Annotated in this window: 18 protein-coding genes; 1 reads left to right on the plus strand and 17 read right to left on the minus strand. The window is 49.2% G+C overall.

Features of this window, described 5'->3' with window-relative positions; genetic code table 11:
* Positions 1 to 5: 5 nt before the first annotated feature.
* The 7 genes from NE473_RS06415 to NE473_RS06445 all read right to left on the minus strand — a co-directional run bounded on the left by NE473_RS06415 (position 6) and on the right by NE473_RS06445 (position 13,682).
* On the minus strand, positions 6 to 6,305 hold the full coding sequence (locus tag NE473_RS06415; RefSeq protein ID WP_341465597.1) for an N-acetylmuramoyl-L-alanine amidase family protein: 6,300 nt from the start codon (positions 6,303 to 6,305) through the stop codon (positions 6 to 8).
* 14 nt (positions 6,306 to 6,319) lie between these two features.
* A complete protein-coding gene (locus tag NE473_RS06420; RefSeq protein ID WP_055649807.1) occupies positions 6,320 to 7,960 on the minus strand; it encodes a PspC-like choline-binding domain-containing protein in 1,641 nt (546 codons plus the stop codon).
* 52 nt (positions 7,961 to 8,012) lie between these two features.
* A complete protein-coding gene (locus NE473_RS06425) occupies positions 8,013 to 8,693 on the minus strand; it encodes a 3D domain-containing protein (protein ID WP_242866100.1) in 681 nt (226 codons plus the stop codon).
* A complete protein-coding gene (locus NE473_RS06430) occupies positions 8,690 to 9,481 on the minus strand; it encodes a transglutaminase-like domain-containing protein (RefSeq protein ID WP_055649808.1) in 792 nt (263 codons plus the stop codon). Before NE473_RS06430 ends, NE473_RS06425 begins: the two co-directional genes overlap by 4 nt.
* Positions 9,482 to 9,759: 278 nt before the next feature.
* The gene (locus NE473_RS06435; RefSeq protein WP_055649809.1) at positions 9,760 to 10,650 is read right to left on the minus strand and encodes a tyrosine-type recombinase/integrase; all 891 of its coding nucleotides are present in this window, start codon (positions 10,648 to 10,650) and stop codon (positions 9,760 to 9,762) included.
* A gap of 186 nt (positions 10,651 to 10,836) precedes the next feature.
* Positions 10,837 to 11,652, minus strand: a complete 816-nt coding sequence (locus NE473_RS06440; protein ID WP_006773747.1) for a response regulator — start codon at positions 11,650 to 11,652, stop codon at positions 10,837 to 10,839.
* Positions 11,649 to 13,682 carry a histidine kinase gene (locus NE473_RS06445; RefSeq protein ID WP_055649810.1) on the minus strand — a complete coding sequence of 678 codons (2,034 nt, stop codon included), beginning with the start codon at positions 13,680 to 13,682 and terminating at the stop codon, positions 11,649 to 11,651. The genes NE473_RS06440 and NE473_RS06445 overlap by 4 nt, the downstream gene beginning before the upstream one ends.
* Positions 13,683 to 14,115: 433 nt before the next feature.
* Here NE473_RS06445 and NE473_RS06450 point away from each other — a divergent pair, with 433 nt between their 5' ends.
* Entirely contained in the window at positions 14,116 to 14,514 is a 399-nt protein-coding gene (locus NE473_RS06450) for a fibronectin type III domain-containing protein (RefSeq protein WP_155521580.1), read from the plus strand.
* Positions 14,515 to 14,560: 46 nt separating this feature from the next.
* Here the strand turns inward: NE473_RS06450 and NE473_RS06455 are convergent, their stop codons facing one another.
* From NE473_RS06455 to NE473_RS06500, 10 genes are all read right to left on the minus strand, one after another.
* Positions 14,561 to 15,418: a TIGR03943 family putative permease subunit gene (locus NE473_RS06455; protein WP_055649811.1), complete on the minus strand. Its 858-nt coding sequence runs from the start codon at positions 15,416 to 15,418 to the stop codon at positions 14,561 to 14,563.
* A complete protein-coding gene (locus NE473_RS06460) occupies positions 15,415 to 16,980 on the minus strand; it encodes a permease (protein ID WP_055649812.1) in 1,566 nt (521 codons plus the stop codon). The genes NE473_RS06455 and NE473_RS06460 overlap by 4 nt, the downstream gene beginning before the upstream one ends.
* Positions 16,977 to 17,951 (minus strand): CobW family GTP-binding protein, encoded by a 975-nt coding sequence (locus tag NE473_RS06465; RefSeq protein WP_055649813.1) that lies wholly within the window; start codon positions 17,949 to 17,951, stop codon positions 16,977 to 16,979. Before NE473_RS06465 ends, NE473_RS06460 begins: the two co-directional genes overlap by 4 nt.
* Positions 17,952 to 18,065: 114 nt before the next feature.
* Positions 18,066 to 18,869: a metal ABC transporter permease gene (locus NE473_RS06470; RefSeq protein ID WP_055649814.1), complete on the minus strand. Its 804-nt coding sequence runs from the start codon at positions 18,867 to 18,869 to the stop codon at positions 18,066 to 18,068.
* The gene (locus tag NE473_RS06475) at positions 18,856 to 19,563 is read right to left on the minus strand and encodes a metal ABC transporter ATP-binding protein (RefSeq protein WP_055649815.1); all 708 of its coding nucleotides are present in this window, start codon (positions 19,561 to 19,563) and stop codon (positions 18,856 to 18,858) included. Before NE473_RS06475 ends, NE473_RS06470 begins: the two co-directional genes overlap by 14 nt.
* A 47-nt stretch (positions 19,564 to 19,610) precedes the next feature.
* Positions 19,611 to 20,582, minus strand: a complete 972-nt coding sequence (locus NE473_RS06480; protein ID WP_006773760.1) for a metal ABC transporter substrate-binding protein — start codon at positions 20,580 to 20,582, stop codon at positions 19,611 to 19,613.
* A 180-nt stretch (positions 20,583 to 20,762) separates the two neighbouring features.
* A complete protein-coding gene (locus tag NE473_RS06485; RefSeq protein WP_006773761.1) occupies positions 20,763 to 21,074 on the minus strand; it encodes a hypothetical protein in 312 nt (103 codons plus the stop codon).
* A gap of 36 nt (positions 21,075 to 21,110) precedes the next feature.
* Positions 21,111 to 21,545 carry a Fur family transcriptional regulator gene (locus NE473_RS06490; RefSeq protein ID WP_006773762.1) on the minus strand — a complete coding sequence of 145 codons (435 nt, stop codon included), beginning with the start codon at positions 21,543 to 21,545 and terminating at the stop codon, positions 21,111 to 21,113.
* A gap of 173 nt (positions 21,546 to 21,718) precedes the next feature.
* Positions 21,719 to 23,662, minus strand: coding sequence for a glycoside hydrolase family 127 protein (locus tag NE473_RS06495; RefSeq protein ID WP_055649816.1), 1,944 nt, complete (start codon positions 23,660 to 23,662; stop codon positions 21,719 to 21,721).
* 52 nt (positions 23,663 to 23,714) lie between these two features.
* On the minus strand, positions 23,715 to 25,433 hold the full coding sequence (locus NE473_RS06500; RefSeq protein WP_006773766.1) for a hypothetical protein: 1,719 nt from the start codon (positions 25,431 to 25,433) through the stop codon (positions 23,715 to 23,717).

Consider the following 25,433-nt stretch of genomic DNA (forward strand, 5'->3'; position numbering starts at 1 on the left):
TCCTCCTACTGTATCCATGCACCGTCGTCACCGACCAGCCAGCCGTCCGGTGTCATTTCATTTTTATACATGGAGCCCAGCGGTTTTCCAGTTCCTCCGCCATAGTTCCATCTCTCCTTTGCAAAATCATAGACGTATACGCCTGCTCCGGCCGTCTCGAAGTAATACCACTTTTCTCCGATTTTTCTCCATCCGGTCGCCATCACTCCGCTGCTCGGAATCAGATAATACCAGTTTCCGTCTGCGGCGTCATGGTGCCAGCCGGTCTGCATCTTCCCGAAGTTTCCTTCTTTCTCCGTTCTGCAGTAATACCAGTCTCCGCTTTCATCGCGGATCCATCCTGTTTCCATGATTCCTTTATCGTTAAAATGGTACCAGCCGGTACGGTCTGATATACTGGTGCTGCCGTCTGCCGGATACTTGATCCAGGCCCACATTCCGCTGAGCCTCATTCCTCCGGTTAACACAAAAGCCATCTGGCGTTCCTGTCCTTCCGGGGCGCTTACTTCAACCCAGTTTCCATTCGTTCCTACCACGTAGCTCTCCGGCAGCTTCGTGTTGTACGGGTTTTGTCTCGTTCCGCTTCCGCTTCCGCCGCCGCCTTTATTTCCGCCCTTATTTCCATTATCCTGGATATCATCGTAATGGTTATAGCGGTCATCAAGGATCTTCTCATATGGGTCCGTCTTCTCTTTCAGCTTATCCAGTGCGGCTGTAAGCTGGCCTGCCGTTGCTTTCGGATTCTCACGGTCCAGCACCTCCAGAGCCTCCTCTACGGCTTCCTTCAGAATTCCGCTTTCCTCCAGCTTCAGGAAATGGTCGTCACTGATACGGATCGCTTCCCGGATCGCTTCCTCCAGCTTCTGCCGGGCATCATCCACTTCCCGCACATTGTCTTTATAAAAGGCGTATAGGTATGTCTTTCTTCTGACCGGTTCCGATGGATCAAACTCCTTAAAGCTGTCCTGGCTTCTGCTCCAGCCCTCATAGCTGAACTCTGCCCCATCCGGGTTTACAAAGTAGTCGAGCTGTTCTTCCACCTGTCCGTATTCATCGGCATAATATTCGTCATTCGGCGCTTCATCGCGGCGTACCTTAAAGTAATAACGGTATCGGTACTCGACCGGCAGCGCCACCTGATTGATAAAGTACACGCGGTACGCACGGTTGTATACCATCACGTAGCGGCTTCCGGCCTGCGCCGTAAATGCATATAAGCCTCCCGTTTCCTCCGGATCGTATTCCAGTGTTACCAGTGCAGCCTCCATCTCTCCGGTTCCGGGATTTTCCGTGATCTCATACAGCTGATAATCCAGCATGTCCACATCGTCTTTTCCCATTTGAATATAGGTCCGGAAAGCCGCCTCCGGTTCTGCTGCTCCTGCTACTTTTCTTCCGTTTACATATCTTTCAATCAATACATCCAGTCCCCAGGCTCCCTTATAAGCGGCTTCATGTTCCGTCTCATAGTATCCCGAAGCCTTTATGGCGTTGGACTCTGACGCTTTCACTGCATTCTTCCGGTACACCACTTTATACGTCACATCGGCGTGGTTCACATCTAACAGCTCCCGGTCTGCTTCTGTTGTCAGTTCTGCTTCCAGACGCGGAATTTCATTCGGGTCCAGAGCGGTTTCCTTCCGGCTTCCTCCCCTCACTTCATCCACGACCGCCGCATTGCTCGGTGAAGCCTTCGGCCTCTCATAGACAGCCGTCAGCACCACATTATTATCCGGCATGATAAAGCTGGCTTCTCTTCTCGCCGTCTTATCACCCAGTTCTCCGGCCGTGCCGATCGTCGTCTCCCAGTGGGAGAATGGTTCCCCGGCGCCGTTCACTTCATCTGCCGTGATCTTCACCCGGTCTCCCTTATGGGCTTCCTCATATCTCTGCGCCCCTACGGACGTTTCGCCCACCATAGTGATCTCGCCGTTTTGTGTCTCTACAATGTAGTTAGGCAGTTCCAGCTCTGCGCCCGGATCAGTCGTAATCACGCTTCCCTTTTCAGCCAGGCTTTCCGCCGTGACGTCCGTCTTACCCAGCGGCCGGGCCACCACCGTATACTCACGGTTATAATCAAGTCCCGCAAAGGTAAGGGATGCCGGGCTTCCGGACGGCTTCTTAAATCCTCCGTTGCCGGCGGCCGGAATATCCACCACATGGCCGCTGCTGTCCAGAACCGCGTATTCTGAATCCGGATCCGCCGGTTTAATAACGAGAATCGTCTTACCCGTTTCTTCCTCATCGTAAAGGATCTGGTAGTTCGTCTCCAGAACCGGCGTCAGCACCTGAGCCGGATCGCTGATCTGACCGGCCAGTGAATCCGTCTGGCTTCCAATTTCCACATGGACATCTCCCGTCGCTTCATACACCTGGTAGTCCGCTCCCGGATACAGATTGTCAAACACCACTCGTCCCGTCAGTTCATTCCCCCGGATGATCTCCAGGATTTTTCCGGACGGATCTGTCAGGAGATACTGATATCCCGGCGTTGTGTTAAATACGGTGATTCTGCCCTTTCCCTGGCTGTTTAAACCGGCCAGAGTCTCCGGCTGGGTCACCTCCGTTCCGAACACTCCCGGATCCGGGCGGAATCGAATCGTATACGTCTGTCCGTTTACGAGATTCATATCACCGGTCACAGGAACGTCTCCCGCATACCATCTGTCGGTTAAGTAATTCACCTCCGCGGTGTACTGCGGCAGACTTGCTGTAATTTCACTCCATTTTCTGTCGTACATTGTATGAAGGGTCTGCGCCTCGCCATCATTGATGCTTCCGTGGGCGCCCGCTTCAAAATGGATGTCCACCCATTTCTCCGGGTCTTCCTCGAAGTATGCCGTCAGCACATTCTCTCCGGTAAACCGGCTTCCCTCTTCCAGAAGCGTCTCCCCATCATCCATAATTCCATTGTTGTTGGTATCTGTGAACCAGCCGCCAAAGCGATAGTATTGATCCGCCCTGGTTCCAGGCACCAGACGCTTCTCCGTCATCGTTCCCAGGGTATATCCGAACTCAGCCCCCTGATCACTTCCGTCATCGATCAGGACACTGGTACGGTAGCTGCCGTCCCCGCGGTCCTCTACATCAGACGATACCCCTTCCGCCGTCAGGCTTCCATGGGCTCCCGCCCGGTAAGTGATATACGACCACAGATCCGGGTTCCGGTCGTGGCGGTAAGTAACAGTCTCGCTGTCATTCGGCATCGTCCCCGTAAAATCATTGCCGCTCCAGGTAATCAATGGTGTGGATGGAGCGATGGATTTTGAAGCCAGACTGTAGCCGTAAGGTACCCGGTATACCACTTCGCTCTGTGAACATGCTAATCCAACGCCTTCCTCTGCCTGATGAAAATGGACGAGAGGTTCTCTGATATTCTTAAGACTGCTGTCCGTCGTTACGCCGTCCACATATTCCACGGTTAACGGATATCCTTCTTCCGTCGGTTCATAAAGATAGGTCAGGGTTACCGGCTGATTCGGCATCATACCATGGAAGATCCTGTCTGCGTCAAAGCTTCCCGTAAGGGCGCTTACCAGATGGCCGTCGCTGTCGTCCGCCGTATCCCCCGTATCGATGCGCACATCCACGCACTCATAACCATATCTCGTCACCGGCCGGGCTGTAACCGTTTCTTCCGGATAGTGGCTGCTCGTCTGGGCTTCTGATACGGTGGTTCCTCCGGCAGTTTCATGGCGGACTGTGAGCTGGGACTGTGCCGCAGTATTGCCGTAATCCACCTGGTAACGGTAGCGTACCGTAGCGTCCTGACCAGGCATGGTTCCCGCAAAGGCTCCGGTGGTACCGTTAAACTGACCAACCGGCACAGCGGTACCGCTGTAATTGTATTCTGCCGGCGTGGTTCCTGAATCCTCCAGACTCCAGGCATAACCGTGAATCTCTTTCTTCTGGGCTGTGATTGGCGTTTCCACGCTGTAAGCATTTTCCTCTGTATCAGACTGGAATACGATGTCCCCGTTCCGGTTGGAATACTCCACCGTATAGTTAAATTTCACATTGGGATCCGGTTCAAAAACTGCATAGTAGGTAACCGGTGTTTCCGGGAATACACTGGGAAGACCGGCAATGATACTCGGATTGTTCCAGTCATTCACTGAACTCCAGCCCCGGAATACATAGCCATAGCGGCTTACTCTGGGCATCATGGCATTTACATTGCTGCCAGCCGTCCCTGTCAGGGAAGGAGGCTGCGGAGTTCCGCCGTTTGCTTCAAAACGAATGCTTGAATTTACTTTTCTGTATTCATAATCAATGGTTACATCCTGATTCGGCATGATTCCCGTCACTGTTCCATAATCATTTCCCGGATTAAGCTGTGCATGAAGCAGGTTTGACGTTCCCTGTTCAATCGTTACGCCTGCCGCCTCATAGCCTGTCACTTCAGGCGGAGCAGCCAGACTGACAGCTTCCCCGGAGCCGTAGGTTTTCGCCTGAATCGCCGGCGCTCCCGTAATGCTTCCTCCGGTGTCTGCATCCTTGATGAAAAATGTGATCTGATATCCATTTTTCTTTAAAACCGTATTCCTGTCATGGCTTTCACCGGCTCCTGAAAGCCCCGCCGTACCCGAAGTGACATATAATCCGGTCCCTTCGCTTCCTGCACGGTCAGCAAAGAAATTATCCACAAATGGGCTTGGCGATATATCGACTGCACTCCTGCCAAGCGGTACCGCTACGTTTACTTCCTGTGCGGCCTGTGTAGAGGCGCCCCCGGCCGATGCCTCCGGTAACCGGGCAGTCGTGACGCCGATTGCCGAGGTATCTAAGTCCCCCACCACCGTCATATACTTTCCTTCGGACAAATATACATTTGCCTTTTCACCGCTGCTTAATGTATTTCCTTCTATTGAGATACGGTTTTGTATCGTAAATTTACCCGTGCTGTCGAAATTGACCGCACCTCTGTCAACTGCCGTATTACCCGTAATTGTCCCGTAGTTCATCTCCAGGTCCGCGCTTCCCGAAATCTGGATGGCACTTCCCATACCGGCCGCATTCACCTGATTATTCTGCAGAGTGGCTCCGCTCATGATACCGACCGTTCCCCTGTCCGCCGAAAGAATGGGGGACGTATTTCCCGCAGCGCCTGTCCGGTTTCCATCCAGCACGAGATTGCTGAAACGCATGGTTCCTCCGTTGGTGCTGAACATGGGACCTGATACCAGTCCTGAGTTTCTGCGGATTGTAATAATATCGTCAATCGGAGTTCCCTCCCGGCTGTAATCCGAGCTCATAAATGTAATATTAGCTCCGGATGGAACGGTAATGGTCGACGTCAGTTCATTGTAATCCTGTATATAGATATAGCCGACATTGTTTCCAATTTTTGAGATTGCCGCGCCGAGCGTCTTGAGAGGCGTATCGTAGGCGCCGACATTCCCGTCGTTTCCATGGGCAGAGGAAACGTAATAGGAGGGTCCCTTTGCTCCGAAAGCCACCCTTCTGACCGCCGTCTCATATGGCCGCAGCGGAATCGTCCAGGAATAGGTAAGACCGGAATCCACATTGGCAACGCTGTGAGGATTATCCGTAAAATAGTAATTCTGCCTCTCGTTATATCTTCCGACCCATTTTGTGGTAGGTTCCGTCAGTCCCAGGCTGTCATCGTTATAGATGCAGTCAAAGGTTTGCTGCGTCTGTTCATTCACCATATGAAACCCACGGGCATTTGCCGTCAGTGTCGACGCATCGGCCGGATCGCCGGCTCCGGCTCCGCTTCTTCCTCCGACCTGCACATCAGTTCCGCTGGCAATCTGAATCGGGTTATCCTCATTTTTTTTGTTATACACAATATAATCAACCAGGATCCATTTCTGGTCCAGGCTGGGATATACCTTCATCTGCACTTCGATTCCAAGATCGTCAAATGTCTGTATACCGCCGTTGACCGAAATTGCAACATTCTTTCTTCCTCCGGCACCGCCCTGCTTCTGCACTACCGTCTCATATCCCTGATGGGCGTATGTCGTTATAACTGCTTTTAAACGATCTCCCGTATAGGGGTTCTCTGCTCCAATGAGCGAAGCGTCCTCGATACCCTCGATGTCAAATTTTCCTGTCGTACCTTTATTCCATTTATAGGCGGTTGTCAGTCCGCCTCCATTATCCTTCATTCCCTGTGCCGGCTGAAGCTCGGTTCCGGCGGCCATGGCAGACATGGTCAGCCCCGGCACCGGCGGCAAAAAGGCCAGTACGAAGGCCAGCAGGCACGCGATGCCTTTCTTTATTATCCGGCCCGCTCTCATGCTTTCCATGAAAGAAACGCCATTTCGTGATCCATCCATGTTCCAACCTCTCTCTATTCAAAATTTAATCTCTGCTCATCCGCCAGATAATCCAGAAGCGGTTCTGAATCGTAATTAACGATCAATCCGCCGGAGTATTTGTCTTCTCCGCCGCGTCTGTCGTAGTGGTAAAATCCTGGTCCTTCCTCCCCGTTATACCATCTGGGCTTATCCGCATCCTCTACTCTTGCCGCAAACCGGCTGTTTAAGAAGATCAGCCAGCCGCCCTCCTTATCCTTTATGACTTTTCTGTCTCCTGTCAGGATTTTTCCTCTTGTATCAACCACACGGTAGGTATCCTCATCCTCTTTCACAACGCCGTAACCGTATTCCTGATCCGCTTCCAGTTTAAGTCCATTAATATAGAAGGAATTCTTTGTTTTCCTGAGTTTGTTCCGGTTGCCGTAGGCAATTCCGTTGCTTCCGAAACCAAAGGTATGAACTCCGTCTTCCAGTTCCACCTTTATTTCTCCGCCGGTCTGCATAGAGCCGTCATTGAGTTCATCCGGATCAAACAGATATAAGTCCGCTTTTTCCAGGCCGTACAGATCACCATTCTTAAAGTCATCTGATGACCAGTCGTCTATATCGTACTGAGCCACAAAGGTGTCCTTCCCGTCAAACAACACAAAACCGGTACGCATTCTTCCCAATCCGTCGAATGCATAATACTTATCATGGACCTTTCTGATCCGGTTTCTGTATACCTCTCCATTCTGATCCGAATACCACCAGCTGTATTCGCCGTCATTGTAATCCTGTTCGTCCAGATTTTCAGACGGACACATCCAGAACCATGTGTTTTTCAAAAGCTTCCCGCCGTTGTAGCCCGCAAAATATTTTGCAGACTCTGAGCTCGTAGGATTGCTTCGGTCCGCGTTACTGACACTGGCCACCGTGCTCCACCACGGCAGCATAATTCCATACTCGTCAAACCCGTAGGTATTGTCACCGATCGTCTTCTCCTTAATCTTGTCTCCGCTGCTTTTCAGTTTTTTAAAGTTATCATCGAAATAAAGCCACAATTCCTTATATTCACTGTAATTTTTTCCCGTAAGACTGCTCTCGAGATCATCCGCTCCGCCCAGCGTTACGGATCCATAGTCCATCCAGACGCCGCTTAACAGCGCGCCATTCTCACCGGCATAATAGAGACCATCCACCAGCGGATTATCATCTTCCGTCAGCGCCCGGCCTTCTTCATCAATCCAGCCGGTCAGCATTTTCCCTTTTTCGTCAAAAACATATGTATTTCCATGAATCACTTTCTTAAAGCCACCGGTTCTCCGATATGCTTTTCCGTTCGCTCCAAAGTAATACCAGCCATCTTCATAGCCATCTTCTTCTCTTCCATCCGACCAGATCCAGGCAGATTCTGCACGTCTGCCATCCTTATCTGCATAGTACAGCCCATTTCCCAACTCAATGAAACTGTCTCTTACCATCTTTCCATTTGAATCCAGATAAAACCACGAATCCTTTGATTGTTTCCAGCCGTCAGTCACCGGCTGATCGCTCTTATCCAGATACATCCATTCTCCGCTGTCATTGGTCCAGCCCTCAACTGCATAAGCGGGTTGCATCTGGATTTCCGACAGGAGTATGGCCGATAATGCAAACATGGCGGCTGTAACCGTAAATTTCCTTTTTCTCATCCCGTTATCCTTCCAATTTCATTTAATTATCTATAGAAACCCTTTGCAGGGATTATTTTAGGTATACGGACAGCTTCTGCCGTCCAAAGTTCTTTGCTTCCTCGTGGGAAGCGAAAAAGATATCTACACTCTTTCCTTTGATCGCCTGTCCGACATCCTCCACGTGGTAGACGGCACCCTCAATCACAATACTGCTTCCCAGCGGAATCACTTCCGGATCAGCTGCAACGGTATAATCCGGTTTTGGAACCGTCTCCATCTTCGTCAGCTTTACCTCTTTTGTTCCACAGCAAATATCACATCCGCAATAGCCGGTCACCTCAAACTCTCCGAGATATTCGCTTTCTTCCGGTTCAGCTGCTTCTGCATCATTTTTTTCTTCACCGTTCTCTTCCCGACCGGCTGCCGGCCCGGTGTTTCCCCCCGCTGCGCTTTCTTCCGGTTCTTCCTTCACAGACACCCCAGGTCCTCTCTCCGTCTCATTTCTCTCTCCCGGTGCCTCTGCGCTCTCCAGTATCCCTGTAAGCGGCGGCGTCTGAATGTAATTCTGGCCGGAGGCTCCCTCCGAGACGAAGGAATAAACGCCTGTCACCACAACCGTTACGAAGCAGGCAGCCGTCAAAAACCGGATCCATTTTCTCCGAATCCGTCTTCTTTTTTCGGCCCTCCGGAATTCCGTCATCCGATGGCAGCCGGACAAAGATTCCTTTCTTCCATTTTTCCGCCTTCTCACCCGGTTCTTCTGTGCGCCGGATCTGCCTCCATCTCTTCCTCTGACATCAGCTTCCGCCGGCGCTCCCCCTGGCCTTTGTCCCATGTAATATCGCAATAGTTCCACCTCCCCTCAATCCATACCCGGTTCCACGCATGATCTCCGCTGTAGACCGGTTCGCAGTTTAAGCCTGACATTCTGCACAAGGTCAGATAAGCAGAGACGTAACCCCAGCATACGGAACTGCCTTCCATCACGGCATCGTAAACCGTTTTGTTCCGGAGCTCCGTGTCATATTCCACATGGTCGTAGACCCACTCATAAAAGAACAGGGCCTTCTCCTGCTCTTCCATCTCAGCGGCGGCTGCCGCAGTCTCCCAAAGCCTGGCTTCCACCTGCCTGTGCTGCTTAGCGGCTTTAACTGGATTATCACATTGTACATAGACGCAGGAACGCTCTCCGGTCTTTCCCGCTGCCAGTTGGATTCTTTCTTTTCCGAGATAAACATAGCGGTAAAAATAGCGGCCAAAGGATACCGCTTCATCCGCGGTATCAAAGATAATACCTGTATTTCTCATTTCACCCGGCCTTACATCGTCAGCCAGAAGCCTGATCAGTTCTTCGCCACAGATCTCATATTCAGGAATCCTGCCGGTCATTTCCTCCGCATACTTTTCTATTTCATCCCGATCCATGCAGGGCTCTCTGATCTGTGTGTCAGCCCCCGCGCCAAAGGCCGGTAAATTCCACGTAAATGCCAGGCATATGGAAAGAAGTACTGTCAGACACGATTCATAGATTTCTTTCATGATTTACCCTCACATTCGTTTACAACCGAATATCTCTTTTGTTGTAAAAGCAGGGGAAAATAAGCCGTTTGAAAGAAAAATAATGCATTTAAAAGTGAATTGACGGCAGAAACTGCCAGATATGCACGAAAAAAAATGCATGACGATTAAGCAGACCGACCACTCCTCCGTTCGGTCTGCTTTTCGCGTCGAAAAATAGAAAAAAAGGAAAAAACATGTAGATTTAAAAACTTTTATGTAGTATAATAAAATTAATCTGTATTTAATTCAATTTCTGCTTACAACAAAAGAGATATTCGGTTGTAGGATGTGACCAGTAATCCCAGTTTTTCCAGCTGCTGTCTGTGTCTCGTCCCACTTTCTTTTGTGTAAATTCTTGTCGTATTCACGTCGCTGTGTCCCAGAATATCCGCAAGTTTTGATAAGTCCTTTTCAATCTCATAATATGTCCTTGCGAATAAATGCCGCAGATTATGAGGAAATATCTTGTCACTCTCCACTCCCGCCGCCATGCTTAAGGCCTTCATCTCTCTCCAGATATTACTGCGGTCCAATGCATTTCCTCTTCGTGTGATAAAGATCATTCCCTGCATAATCCCTTTACGCTTCGCATATTCCGCCAGCATATTGCAGAGCTGCCTCGTCAAAAGAACGGTTCGGATTCTTCCCTTACACTCGATCTCTGCTTTCCCTTTCTGCACCGCCTCCACTGTCACATATTTCAGCTCGGATATTCGGATTCCGCTGGAACATACCGTCTGAAGAAGCAGAGACAGTCTCTCATTTCCCTTCCTGAATGCCGCATCTACCAGTCTTAAATACTCCTCTTTTGACAATTCCCGGCTTTCCTGGCTGAATGGGCTCGTAGTGATCTTCAAAAATCGGACTTCACAGTCCTCCCAGCGGTAAAATCTGAAGAATCCATTCAACGCCGTCAATGCGCCATTCACCGTTATCGGCGCAAGATGATTCCGCAGATACTGTTTCCAGATCAGAAGGCTTCCCTTATCCACGCTTCGCCCGTTCATGTGTTCCATAAACTTCTGCAGATAATACCGGTACTTCCGTATCGTCCCTTCGCTCTTTTCGCGGCCCGCCAGCCATTCACAGTAATTGTCTATGGTCTCTTCCGTAATTATTCTTTTATTTTGATTCTCAGTTTTTTTCATGGTGCCCTCCGATTAGTAAATTATCATTCTCATATTTTATCCAAATATAAAAAAAAGCATTCAAACACCCGCTCGATCCGGATATTTAAATACCGTTTTCCTTTTTATATTTTTCCGCCGGAGGTACTATGGAACGGAAAACTCCCTGCTGTAATCCACTCCATAGATACCTGCTGCTCACGGGCATTAATAGTCCACCATATTGCTCAACACTGCGTTTGTATCTTCGGCCCAGCTGTACTCGGCCATATAGTTGCCGTTATACGTCCTTCTCTGCTCGATTGATCCATCCAGAAATTCCTCATAGTCACAGGAATACATCTTCGTATTGCCTGCAAGACAGCTCCTGTAATAAAAGCAGATATTTTCAATTCCCGCATTGCGGAATGTCGATCGCATAAGAGAAACCGCCTTTCGGTAAAGCTGTTTGGCGCGGTTATCATACGGCCGGTTTTCCCAGAGCGAAGTAACTATCTGCTCCATGGTTACGGCTCCTCCCCTTGCATTGACCAGAAAGGCAAACAGCTCTTTCGCTTTTCCGTACGGAAAGAACAGCGCTTCTCCGTCCACATACACATTAAAATTACCAAAGGTTCTCACATATATCTTCCGCTCTTTTTTGTCAAAACGAAGTCCCTCAATCAAAGCCTTGCAGCGGTGGACCGCATTTTCCAGTTCCGAATAAGAGTACGGTTTCATCAGATACGCCATTGCCTGAAGCTGGTATGCTTTCATGGCATACTGGCTGTATCCGGTAGAAAACAGGATCTGAACAGCCGGATAGATTTTCTTCAGCAGCTCGGCTAAGTCCATCCCGTTGATTCCAGCCATTTCAATATCTAAAATGGCTAAATCGATGTCATGGCCATGAGCAAATTTCAGTGCTTCGAGAGGAGACAGGAATCCTCCCAGCACTTCTATATCTGCCATCCGTTCCAGATTACGCTTCGTCTCTGACAATATATTAGCCTCATCCTCCACGATAATCGTCTTCATCTTCATGTCTGTCTCTCCTTAAACCGAATCACAGCTCTCGTCCCTTTTCCCGGCTCACTGTGGAGCGCCAGACTTCCATCCAGCAGATAGGAAAGCCTTTTTCTCACATTTTCAAGTCCGATTCCGCTATCCACTGTTCTTTCAGGCATCCGGTCAAATCCGATCCCGTCGTCCTCTATCTCAATACAGATTTCATCACCGGCCTGATACGATGCGATGCGAAGTCTTCCGGTTCCGTTTTTCTTGCAGAGTCCATGCTTAATAGCATTTTCAACCAACGGCTGTATAATAAAATGAGGCATTTGAAACTCATCGTATTGAATGTCATAAACCACTTTGATCTTTCCGGGAAAGCGGCTCTGTTCCACCTGGATATAATTATCCACAAAATCCAGTATATCCGGAAACCGGGCCATCTCCTCCTTCCCCAGCGCGTTTAAATGCGTCCTTAAATACTTCGTAAACGCGATAATAAGCTTCTCCGCCAGATCAGGATCTGTATAAATCAGCGCTTTAATATTGGCAAGCGCATTAAAAATAAAGTGTGGTTTTATCTGCCCCAGCATGATCTGCGATTCCGCAAGCTCCATCTGCCTTTTTAACCGTGAATTCATATACAGCATATGGTACCAGTCATCCATAATATCTGAGACGACGCTGATCGGCCACTGCTCCTGGTTTTTGAACGTCTCTGTTTCATGGGCCGCTTCTCCGGGACCGTCCGTTTCTTCTCCGGCAAACTCTGTTTCAAACCACTTTGCTTTAATAATCATCGGTTTTTCCGCATACATCAACAGTTCTTCATACGTTTTCCCGTCACGCGGCCAAAGGGCAATGCCAATTTCCGCGAATACATTCTCCGGTATCATGCTTTCAAATACCTTATGGATTCGGGCCGCTTTTCTCAGCACATTTTCTTCATTCCCCATGTCCCCCAGAAATACAACCATATAATTGTCATGGACCAGCAGGATATCGGTTGGATAAATCATATAGGTCAGGTTTTTAACGAGGGAATAGGAAATCGCTGATTCTCCCCAGAAGGTCTCTTCGTTTTTGGCCGCCTCATTCATATTCAGTCGGATAACGAGAAGCGCATGGATTTTCTCTGACTCCTTCACAGCTAAAAGCTTATCAATCTTTTGTCTTGCCTCCCTTCTGTTTGATGTGTAGAAGGAATCATTTCCATGGCGCAGGCCGCGAAGCTTTTTATCAATATCCCGCACCCGCCCCACGACGTACATGGGCGTCCGGTCATCGCAGAGTATACTCAGAAAGCTGACATTGCACCACGCATAATCGTGCTTATCGTCTTTTATATAGAATCTCAGAAGAATATCCTCCGGGCTTTCACCATTCATAATATCATTCTGAAGCTTGTGGAATCTGGGAATATCCTCCTTCACGATATACCATTCTATCATCTGCCCATTCAGTCTTTTCCCGGAACCCCTGGCGCTGAATTTACTGTTCCAGTTTTCTGACAAAAGCAGTCTGTCATCGGCAATATTCCACTCGAATAAGTAGTTATCCGATGTGTCCTTTAAGTATTTATCGGTAATGGAACTCTTTTGTATCCAGTAATTACCGGCAATGCCATTCTCCCTCCCCTGTTCCCTTTTCTCCTGTTCCTTCTGCCCCTGTTCCTTTTCCTCCAGCTTGATCCAGATAATCCCGGCTATTTTGCGTCTGCGGCTGATCGTCCACTTACATGCATACAGCTGGACCCAGTAGCTTCCCTGCTCATCTTCCACTTTTATATTGGTAAAATCATATGGACAGGCATGTCTGTCTGTTTCCTCTGTCTGATAAAGATTTCGGACGAATTCATTCAGGCTCTCAAAACTGCTGCTCTGAAGAATCCGGGAATTTGGATCTTCAAACACTTCCCGAAGCTTCTGTTCGGTGAATAAAAAGGTTTCTGACTTCACATCCAGAAATACTATTCCGCAGAATCCGTACTGTTCCTTCAACTGTTTCAGTTTTCTTCGCACGATCCGCATATCATAAAAAAATTCCAGCAATTTTTTATCCATAATGCCCGCCGTTTCTGAGTTCTGCCATCCTTACCCCTCTCCTGCACCTTCTCATCTGTTTCTTTGTATTAACGATATTCTATGCTATTACACAGGTTTTTTCAACATATTTCTCGTTGCCATTGTTAAACAGCATACCATAATGCAAGCTACAGCTTTTAGACGTAAGCGTTACGGAACCGTGAAAAATATATATTTTTGTTATTTTTTAAACGTACTTTATGCAAAAAACCATTGGTACTTCGGACGCATATACTGTAATTGAGACTATGTCTCATCAGTACAAAGGTCCAGGCAGAGCGGCTCTATCAGCCGTTGGAAGACAAAAGCTGTGCAGTTTTTAGACAACCGCAGCCATGTTAACATCTGACTGACAATATAACGCACCAATGACAGAAGGAAAATTTTTATCACGATTGACCTGCAGTCTTCATTGACTGCATCACTGTTAGATCAGGAGGACTACTATGAAGAAGCAAGTGAACCCGATAGTCAGCATTGCATCCATTATGGCTGCACCTGCAAATGGATCTGTGCATGCAATAAATGGATCAACAGACGGTACGGCAGCGAATCCGCCGACGGCCCGTACCAGCTCATTCATGTAACAGCCGCTGCATCTTACAGCGATGCCGGACTTTCGCCTTATACCATGTATCACTACCTCGTACAGGCTTACACGGGCAGTCAGTTCAGCTTGCCAAGCGTTCCCGTCAGTGCAATGACTCCTTCCTGCGGGACTCCTGTTCCGCCATGCCGTCAATGCTGCTGCCCTTGCTGCGGCTGTGATCCCTGCTGCTGTAATCCGCAGAACAATGCAATCGGCCTGTAAAGGGCAGATCCAGGAGGAGTCCCCTGGCAGCCTGCCTGAGGTTCATTTAAAAATACGGATAAACGTATTCCTCCTCCGGCTTCTCGGCTGTCTCAATACTCTGGGCCTTTAACAGCAGGGACTGGCCGTCCTCGCTGATCCCTAAGGTTCCTTTTACCACCACCCAGTCATCGTCTTTAAAATCCAGCGTTCCTCCATTGTCCACCAGAAAGCCGACAGGGCTCAAATCCGCAGCGCAGCACCACATAGACAGGCGGACCAGGGCAAAATCACACGTTTCCCGGATTTCCGAATCACGATAGACAAAGCCTTTTATTATTACCGTATAGCCTTCATACCTTTCATAGGAGCTGCTCAGTTCATACATCCACGGATAGTAATCCTCATCTGCAATTGTGATGGTATTGGCTGACTCATCCAGACCGCTTAAGTTATCCTGCGGATTTTCCTCTCCGTCTGACCGGGCCGCATCCGTTCCATCATCGGAAGGCACATCCTGCGCTCCTCCATCGGGTGTCGGTATCGGCTGCTGTCCTCGACGATCTGCCATCTGCCCTCCGTCCTTCCCGGAAGATACAGGGAAGCCTGGGCTGTCATAGCTTCTGACCATACTTCCCCCTCCCGGCGCGGCCGGCCGCAGGGCAAGCAGCAGAATCGGAATGATAAACACAAAGGAACGCGCCAGTTTTGCCCGGTACTGCGGTGTCAGCAGATATCTTCCATTCATCACCGCCCATAAAAGCATAAAAGCGGCCATGCCATAAAGGTATGGTTTCATCCTCGGCGTCACGTAATTTAAATACCGGCCTGAATACGTAAGATGAAACAACAGGAATCCAAACAGCAGATAACAGATACATTCTGTCAGTACCTGAACATTAATTCCTTTTCCTCTCAGCGTCATATTCGGATCCCTCCGCTCCCCCAGAGCATGAACAGCATCATCACCAGGAAACAGACAAGAAATGCGGTTACAAACAGGCGGAACACAAAAGCAGATTTAAAACCGGAAAGCAGCATGGCGGCATTTTTAATATCCATCATTGGACCAAATACCAGAAAGCCGAGAACTGCCCCGGCAGGAAGGCTTGCCGCCATACTTCTGGCCACCACGGCATCAGAGGAAGAACAGAGAGACAGCACAAAAGCCAGTCCCATCATCAGAAGAAGCGCTTTCCACGGCGCCGCCCCACTGCCTGCTGTCACTGCCTGAGGAATAAAATCCTGAAACAGCGTCGATACAAAAATCCCGGTGAGCAGAAATTTCCCCACGGAAAAAAATTCATTCTGAGCGTGCCGCATGATCAGGAAAAAATGGGACAGCCTGCTGTCTGCTGCTGCCGGCAGGCTGTAATTCTCGCACGCGTTCTGAAGAGGCACGGCATTTTCCAGCAGATAATCCTCCGGCGGTTTAAACAGGTAAGTAAACCCGCAGAGCACAGCACAAAGCACCCCCAAACCACATCTTGCCGCGATCATTTGATAATTGCCGTTAAACGCGTACCAGGTGGAAAGGATGACCACCGGATTGATAACCGGGGATACCAGCATAAAGGTCACGGCAGCAGGCATCGGCACTCCCTTTTTGACCAGGCTTTTAAATACCGGGATGGACGCACAGTCGCATACCGGCAGAAAAAATCCGGCAATGACCGCAAACAGCTGGCCCGCCAGGATTTTTTCGGGGAATTTCCTTTGAATCCAGTCCGGTTTTAAGCAGACCTGTATCAGCGAGGAAAGAAGGACCCCAATCCAAAGAAACGGTGCGGCCTGTAAAAATACTCCAAGGTATACACTGATATACCGTCCGAAGGAAAATCCAATCTCGTCAAGGGAAGAAACCGTCAGTAAAAAAAGCACTGCCGCCGCGGCGGCCATCAGCAGAAAATGCTGCGGCTGCATGCGAACATGAAAGATATCCCGCATAAAGCGCTCCCATTTACGGTCAGTATATACCCGAATGTCCGGGCTGCAGTTATACAGAAGATCCGGTTTTACCCTGCCGTGTTCCCTCCCCTTTGATCTGATGTAAGCGCAGTCACTCCCGGCAATCTGTGAAAACGCGGCTGCTCCGGCATCCGGAATCCCCGCCTGAATTCCCGTATCGTCCGCAACATAGACTACCTTTTCAATGCTCATCACCGTTTTTGCCATAAATTGCAGAAACATTTCCTCCAGTTTATGGAAGTGTTCCATTCCGTTCCATTCAATTAAAATTAATTCTGTACTGTGGCTGTTCAGATATTCGATCACGGTATCGGCAATATCCAATGGCGCCCGCTCCAGCTGGCTTTTAGAGAACACCAGCTTCTTAACACGCTCCTGTTCTGTTAAAGGTGTTTCACCAGATTCAAACTGGAGAACCAAAATGTCCAGTTCGTCCAGTTTTTCTTCGATCAACCGGTTGATGAGGGTCGTCTTTCCCGAATCCAGGAGGCCGGTTATCACCCATGCCGGCACTGTCATACTGTTTCCTCGCTGAATAACATTCGTATCTGCTTCTCATTAAGGCCGGTACCCGTGAAACAGACCTGATTTCCCGCTGTATTTACAGGTTCAATGCTTAAATAATCCGGCAGATAGTGAAAGACCAGCCCGCGGCTTCCGCTCGCCACAATCCCTTTTCCGCGGAGGATTTCTCCTTCCGCGTATGCTGTAACATGCATTACCTTTTTTTGAAGCTGTTCCTCCGTAAGGGATTCCTTCCATTCTATGGTAACAGAAGCGAATACCTCCCCTGCAAAATGGCGGCGGATAAAACCGGCTTTCTTAGACTGCTCTCTGCTTTTGCGAATTCGCACAGGCTTCATCGCCACCGCCGTCTCCATCTCCAGCCTGAAGATGCTGCTGTTTCGCAGACCCTGGCGGAATACCGATGCGGGAATGGATTCCCAGAAGTCCGCCTCGATTCTGGCCTCCGGATTCAGTTCCCGAAGTTTAGCCCCTACCGTTCTAATCTCTTCGGCAGCCTCCTCCTGGTGGCTCAGCATAATCAAATCAGCATAGGCTATCTGATCCTCAAAAAATTCGCCGTAATTTTTCCTGTATTTATCAAAGGAACGGACATCCACGACTGTGATTGCCTTTTTTAAATGGAGGCAGCCCTTATCTTCCTGTTTGAAACAGATTTTAATGATATCAGATAATTTTCCCACGCCCGACGGCTCCACTAAAACAGCCTCCGGCGCATACTCTTTTACGACGCGCTCGATCGCTTTCTCAAAGTCTCCGGTCAGGCTGCAGCAAATGCAGCCGTCACTTAAGCTGGTAACAGCCAGATTGCATTCCCGCAGCAGTCCGGCGTCAATTCCGGCCTCACCGAAGTCATTTTCTATCACAACGATTTCCTTATTCCTGAACGCGGAACGCACCATTGTCTTAATCAGTGTCGTTTTACCCGCGCCTAAAAAACCGGATATAATGTAAATATCAGTCATATGCACTCCATTCTGCTGCTCATCCGGCAGCTCTCGTTATTCCTGATCTGTTTCTCCCACTCCGGCTCCTGCCAGCCGATTCGTACCGTTTTCCTCTCTGTACTCCGTACATGACTATTTCCGCAGTAAAACTCTCTTTCCTGCAAACACCAGTATTAAAACCGTCACTCCCACCAGCACGATCGTGCCGCCCGGCTTCAATCCCAGGTAATAGGCGGCGAACAGCCCCGTGATCATAAACAGAACGTCCAGCACCACTGCACAGAGAAGCGTCTGGCGGAAGTTTGTTCCAAACTGCATCGCGCAGGCTGCGGGAACCACCATCATGGAAGAGACAATGAGCGCCCCTACTGTCCTGGCAGCGACAGAAACCGTCACAGCGATTAAAACGGTAAAGAGGAAGTTCACCGCCTTTACCGGCACTCCGGCCATCCTGGCGCTCTGTTCATCTAAAGATATGTAAAACAATTCTTTGTACATCAGCAGAAACAAAAGCAGAACCGTTATGCTGACGGCAGTCACCAGAGCCAGCTCCGTGTCACTGACTGCCACAATACTTCCAAACAGAAAGCTGTTAAAATCAGCCGCATTCTTTACAAATCCCGACAGGACGCCTGCCAGGCCGATCCCGGCAGACATGACAACAGCGATGGACATCTCTGAAAATCTGGGAAGCTTCCTGCGTATCGCTTCAATTCCAATGGCAGCAATCACACAGGCGGCCGCAGCCGTCAGGACAGGATTCAGCCCCAGGATCAGTCCGGCCGCTACCCCTGCCAGCGATGTGTGGGACAGGGCATCCCCAATCATGGACAGACGCCTGCATACCATCACCATCCCGATACACGGGATGACGGCCGCCAGAAGAATACCGACAAGGAAGGCCCGCTGCATAAACGCATATTTAAAGATCTCCATAACACTCCTCCTTCGGTCCTGACCGGACCTGTTTCATCGTACCATCTTCTAAAAACCAGATATCATCCGCATAAGCTTCCAGCCGTTTCCGGTCATGAGTGATAATCCATATGGTCACCCCCTGCTCCCGGTTAATCCGGCAGAGAAGCTGGTAAAACAGCATGGTACTGTTCTCGTCCATACCGGAGGCTGGTTCATCCAGCAGCAGAAGTCCGGGCTCATTCACCAGAGCTTTTGCCAGCAAGACTCTCTGCTGCTGCCCTCCGGACAGACGGCCGATCAGCCTTTTTGCAAACGCTTCCATCCCAACCTTTTCCAGCGCACATCGGACCTGCTCCTTCTCCTTTTTCCCTGCAAACCGGAATCTTCCAATCTGGGCGTATAAATTTGCCTGGACGATCTCCTCCACGGAGGCCGGAAAGTTCTGACAGGTTGCCATGCCGTTCTGGGAAACACAGCTGACCTTCTGCCAGTTTTTAAACTGCCGGATCTCCCGTCCCAGAAGTTCGATCCTGCCGTTCTGTCCATTTAACGGAAGTTCCCCCAGCATAAGCTTTAGCAGGGTGCTTTTTCCTGCCCCATTGGGGCCCAGCAGAACCGCAAACCGGCCCTCGGGAACGGTAAAATTTATGTTTTTTAATATCCTGGTATTTCCGTAGGAAAAATCCAGTCCTTTCACTGCAATGGCATCCATTCTCTCTTCTCCTGTTCCTGTCTTTATTCCTGTCCTTATTGCGGTCTTTATTGAAGCGCTGCTTCCAGCTGCTTTAAGTTATCTTCCATTACGGAGAAGTAGTCCGCTCCTCCTTTTATCTCCTCGTCGCTTAATCCCTCTAACGGATTTAAAACCCGGATCCCGGCTCCAGTTTCCCTCGCAATTGTCTCCGCCACCTTCGGGCTTGCCAGTTCTTCAAAAAAGATGACCCTGACGTGATTCTCTTTTACATAATCAATGATTTCCGCCATCCTTGCCGGATCCGGTTCAGAATCAGGGGACAGTCCCTCGATGCCCATCTGGGTCAGCCCATAAGCATCGCAGAGATAACCAAAGGCCTCATGGGACACCACAATACTCTTATTGGGCAGGGCAGACAGCGTATCCTTATATTTCCGGTCCAGCTTATCAAACGCTGCAGCATAGGTCTTATAATTTTCTTCATAGTAATCCTTGTTGTCCGGATCTGCTTTGACATAAGCATCTTTTATGTTTTCCATTTCTTTCTTCGCGTTCTCCGGACTGAGCCATACATGGGGATCGAACTGACCGTGGCCTTCCCGGAGTGTAAGTCCGCTGGAGGCTTCCGCCACGATCAGGTTCCTGGTTTCCAGGCTGGCCAGCACATCATCGGCCCAATGCTCCAGCCCCGCCCCGCTGTAGACAAAGAGGTCCGCCTCCTCCAGATTCCTGATATCGGATACAGCCGGTTCCCAGTCATGTGGTTCTGTGCCGGCCGTAACCATGTTCGTCACCTCCGCTTTATCTCCGCCAATTTTAACAGCAAAATCAAACATGGGATAAAAGCTTGCCATTACCTTCAGTTTCCCGCAGTCTGTATCCTTTCCTTCACGTTCACTTACTGCAGTCGTTTGAACCGGCTCTCCATCAGCGCCCCCGGGTGCGGCGGTCTTTCCGGAGCAGCCGGAAAGCAAAGCAGCAGAAACGAGCGCCGGCACGACCAGCCGGCAAAATGTAAAATTTAGTTTTTTTTTCATTATGATACTCCTCCTGACATGTGTTTTTATAGTGATATCAAATAAATGCGCACACAAAAAACAAGGCAGATTTCCAGCCTCAATACACCACTCCCTGACAGGACGTCCTGACTCACAAGACGCACTGTCTCAAAGGGCATTGGTTATATGGATAGAAAACAGCCTTGTCAGAAGGAAGTTTCAATTATCTAAACGGATTTTCAAGCTGACCAAAGAAACCGGGCACAAAGAGCGTCCGGACTGGTAAGATAATAAGAGTTTCTGAGTAATCATATATGTAAAGATAACGACCGCTCCTGTGCCTGCCGCTTCTGTTATCAAGCGGATTGTGGCAGCGCAGGCATGAAGCTCCGCGCAGACAGGGCAGTCCTCACCTGTACAATCATGTTCCGTATGGGTAACGATAAAAAAGCCGGAGAGAAGCAGCACCGCGGTCACAAGGAACGCTGCCAGGAATGCACAGATTCTTTTTTGTTTTATAGAACAGTTCACTTCGTCTCCTCCTTTCTGCTGCAGATTCTTCTGCCGTCATAAATCACTTTTTATGCCAGAATGCCGATCTTTGCAGCTTTCACAATAGCCATACAGGATTGTATGCTGCTGATCCAGTTCAAATCCATGTTCCTCATAAATATGGTCCAGAAAAGCTTTCATTTTAGAACATTCGAGAGGAATAAAACGGCCGCAGCCCAGGCATACCAGTTTCCCCTGCTTGTTCAAGTCCTCTTTGTCCACAAAACAGTAGCGGACTTTGGCTCCATCTTCCGTTGGAAGCCTGATCATCTTTCCATCATCGACCATGCGTTCCAATACCCGGTATACGGTTGTCTGTCCGACAGCCACCCCGTCCTCTTTTAGACAGTCCATAATCTGGTCCACCGTCAGAAAGCGTGACTTCTGTTTTTTCAGACAATCTAATATGATTTCCTGTTGTTTTGTCTTGTATCTGCCTCGTTCTGCCATATGGGCGCTCCTGAATTTGAAAATGATTTTTATTTTTATATTATAACAATTTCCCGGTTCTTGTCAAGAGATCAATTTTTTCGCATCCTAATGACCGCAGAAAAGCAGGGAGGAGAAGCGGGTTTGATTCCGCTTCCTCTCCCTGCCTCTTAAATCAAAGCTAATTCAAGGATTCACAGTGTCACTCTTCTCACCCATACCATCATCTCTCCGGCGCTTCGGTTGGCCCAGCTGTAGTAGGGAATCCACAAGAGCTTCTTTTCATCATACTTCTCATTCTTTTCATCAAAGTACAGAGGGATACCTTCCTCCTCTCTGATCTTTCGTCCCACAGATTCCAGGACAACCACGCCTCCCAGCAAATCCTTTCTGTATTCTTCTTTAAATACCGTTTCCTCGGGGATCTCGATGCAGTGCAGGTCAGGACCGTTGTCCGCCTCTTCCAGGCAGTACACCACTGGTCCGCGCATCACTGCGGTTTTCCCCATATTATCCCTGACCCTGGGATTAGACCGCACCAGACGGGCTTCCAGCTTCATAACAAAGACAATTTCATGCCGTCCTTTCCAGCAGCGCTTCAGATAGAGGTATCCGGCTTCTGTCCGGTATCCCACAGGTTCTCCATCTACAAGGATATCAAACTGCCTGCACCACCCAGGCAAATGCAGTGCGATTTCCCATTCCCTGCCGCTTTCGCATTCGGTCACAAGCTTCACGTTTCCCGTCCATGGGTATCCTGTTTCCATATGGATATGGGCAGCTTCTTCTCCTGAAAATACCTCCGTCTCACTGCCGATAAACAGATTGACATACAGCCTGTCTTCGCTCTGCGTATAAATATAAGCTCCCACAGACTCCACCAGACGTGCCAGATTCGGCGGGCAGCAGGCGCATGCAAACCATTTCTGCCGTTCTACCTTTACATGGCGGAATGCCTGCACCTCCTCATCCTTCTTCGGATATACCTCCAATGGATTCACATAGAAAAAGCTTTTTCCATCCAATGCCATACCGCTGATCGTACCGTTATACAGCAGACGCTCCATAACATCAGCGTACTCCCCGCGCTGCTCCATCTGCAGCATGCGGCAGGCAAAAAACACCATTCCCACAGAGGCACACGTCTCACCATACATTAAGTCTCCCGGCAGATCGTAGTCAATTGTAAAGGCCTCTCCATACGCGGAAGAACCAATCGCACCGGTAATGTACATACGCCTGTTGACAATACTGTCCCACATGGCTTTACACGCTTCATAGAGGGTGTCATCCAGTGTTTCCCTCGCCACATCTGCCATACCCGAATATAAATATACGGCGCGTACCGCATGGCCTGCTGCATCCTTCATTTCTCTGACCGGTGCCCCTGCCTGATAGTAATGGAACTGAAAGAAGCTGTCCTTCCATGGGTATTCATTGTGGTACGTTTCGATCTCCTTTTCAAAACAGCAGGGCTGTTTCCCCCGCTCATCAATAAAATATTTGGCGAGTCTTAAATGCTTTTCGTTCTTCGTAATTTCGTACAGCCTCATCAGCGCCATCTCAATCACTTCATGACCGGGATAAGAATGAAGCTTGCCTTCCTCCGGGCCAAATACCGTATCGATATAATCCACAAACCGGATCATTGCGTTTAAAAAACGGTCCTTGCCCGTCACACGGCAGTAAGCGACAGCCGCCTCCAGCATATGTCCCGCACAGTAAAGCTCGTGATGACGCATGACGTTGGTCCAGCGCTTCTCCAGGCCGTTGATGGAGTAATAAGTTCCAATATATCCGTCAGGCTGCTGTGACATGATAATCAAATCCACTGTATCGTCGATCTTTTTCTCCAGTTCCTCATCGGGATGCCATTCCAGGGAATAGGAAGCAGCTTCTATCCATTTTGCAACATCACTGTCCTGGAAAACCCGGCCGTCAAATTCCGCATCCATCAGGCCGGCCGCCACCTTGAAGTTCCGGATGCAGTGGCTGGGCTCTATATCCGGAAGTTCATCGTTTAGAGCTTTCCACTGATATGGGATCATCTGGGTCCTTGTCACTTCCATAATCGGCTTCCAGAAGGAATCCTCCACCACAACCGATGCAACGGCCTTTGTAAAATGCTTTTGATTCATATCTTAGTCCATCCTTTATTGTTTGTCTTTTTTCGCCGTGCTGCCCCTTTATCTATATCTGATCAAACTCCCTGCGGCAGTCCTCTATAAACGACTCCACATGGTCGACCGAAAACAGATAGCAGTCTTTTATCTCCCCGGATCTGATCCGCTCTGCCATCTTACCCAGCCGCACAAGCGATTTTTCCGCCATGGCCTGGTTTCGCTCCGAAGGAGTCTTTCTCTGAATCAGAAGCCGGATATATGCCTCATATTCTTCCTGATGAAGCAAAACCCATACCTTCATATCCCCATAACGCCGGATAATATCTTCGTAATCTTCCGGCCTCATCCTGTTTTCCAGCAATTTCACGTTCCCGAGCGCCTGTTCGATCAGATGCAGGGATTCCTCGTGCAGTTCCCGGTGCATCCGGAGTATCTTACTGCCCGGCCTGATCAGGAGATCGTAAATATTCTGCTTGTTTTCCGGAGTTGGACACCAGTGAATCAGCGCTTTTCCGTAATTAAACAGCCGTGACTCCAGGTGCGAAAAGTTTGGAATATGAGAATGGTCATTGGTCCTCACACCAAATTCAAAAAAGACTTTTCTTACCACTTCATACGACTTTCGCAGGGCAGAAGCCAGTATCAGTTCAGATTCCTCGTCTGTAATTCCGTATTTTCCGGCGATCCATTCCTTCCACGCCACCTCGGGATCCCTGTCCGCCTGGTCAGAAAGCTGCAGCAGATAATACAAATTAATCTCATTGGGAGAACCCAGAAGGCTCTGTCCATCCCAGATGGGCCGTACCGTAATCCGTTTTAAATTAGCGGTCGCCTCCATGGCATCATGGACAGTTGCCTCCATGGCCTCCGGAAAACAGCAGGGCACCAGGGAAAGGCCGTGGTATTCCATGCCGCAGCAGAAGCAGAGGCCATGGTTCATGTGAGGAAGCCGTTTGATCAGTGCCGGCGCAGGCAGTGCCGGGTTAAAGTCTCCCGTCGTATAGTTATGCTCCAACAGGATCGGCAGATCTGCCGGGAAATCTTTCAGTGCCTCATACAGAATTTCTTCCTGGTAAGGAAACCACACATGAGTCAGCAGCGTAAAGCTCTTTCCACAGTCTCTGCAGGCTGTGGACACCGCCTGAAGCATCATACGCAGATGATCACCGAAGCTTAAATAGGGGTAGGACTGCCCCTCCTGCTTCATAACCAGTTCCGGATGTTCACGTAAGGTCTTTTCATTAAAATCCAGACCATAATTCATGCAGCCAAAGAAATTATTATAGTGCAGCAGATTCTTTGATTCAAAAAAGTACATGGCAAGTTCATCCAGCTCCGGAAAGCGTTTAAAGATGCCGCAGGCCGCATCGTAAAGGAGTTCCCAGAAGAGGCCGTTGTTTAAATTTCTCACCTGTGGATATCTCTCCAGCAGACACTCTAACGGCGCATAGTCTCCCATCATATATGATACTTTTTTTCCATTCTTTTTGCATATACGGACGGCTTCGTCTATAAATGCATTCGTCTTTGTATCAATTTCAATTCCATTGTCCGGGTACTTTGAAAGCTCCGCATGGTTGAAAAAGTACCCGCTGTGCAGCTGTACCCAGTCAAACCGGCTTCCGGCACGCTTCGCAAAATCGAAGTACTTCTCCAGTTCCCCGATATCTCCCGCCGCCGCGTGAGCCTTTCCAGTATCTGCAAACAGAAGAAGCATTTTTTCCATGTTTCTGCTTTCAAATGAATTCCAGCGCGGGAACATATTATTTGTTATTGTATCGTTCAT

Origin of the sequence: Hungatella sp. SL.1.14, assembly GCF_024460495.1 — a bacterium.
GTDB lineage: Bacteria > Bacillota > Clostridia > Lachnospirales > Lachnospiraceae > Hungatella > Hungatella hathewayi.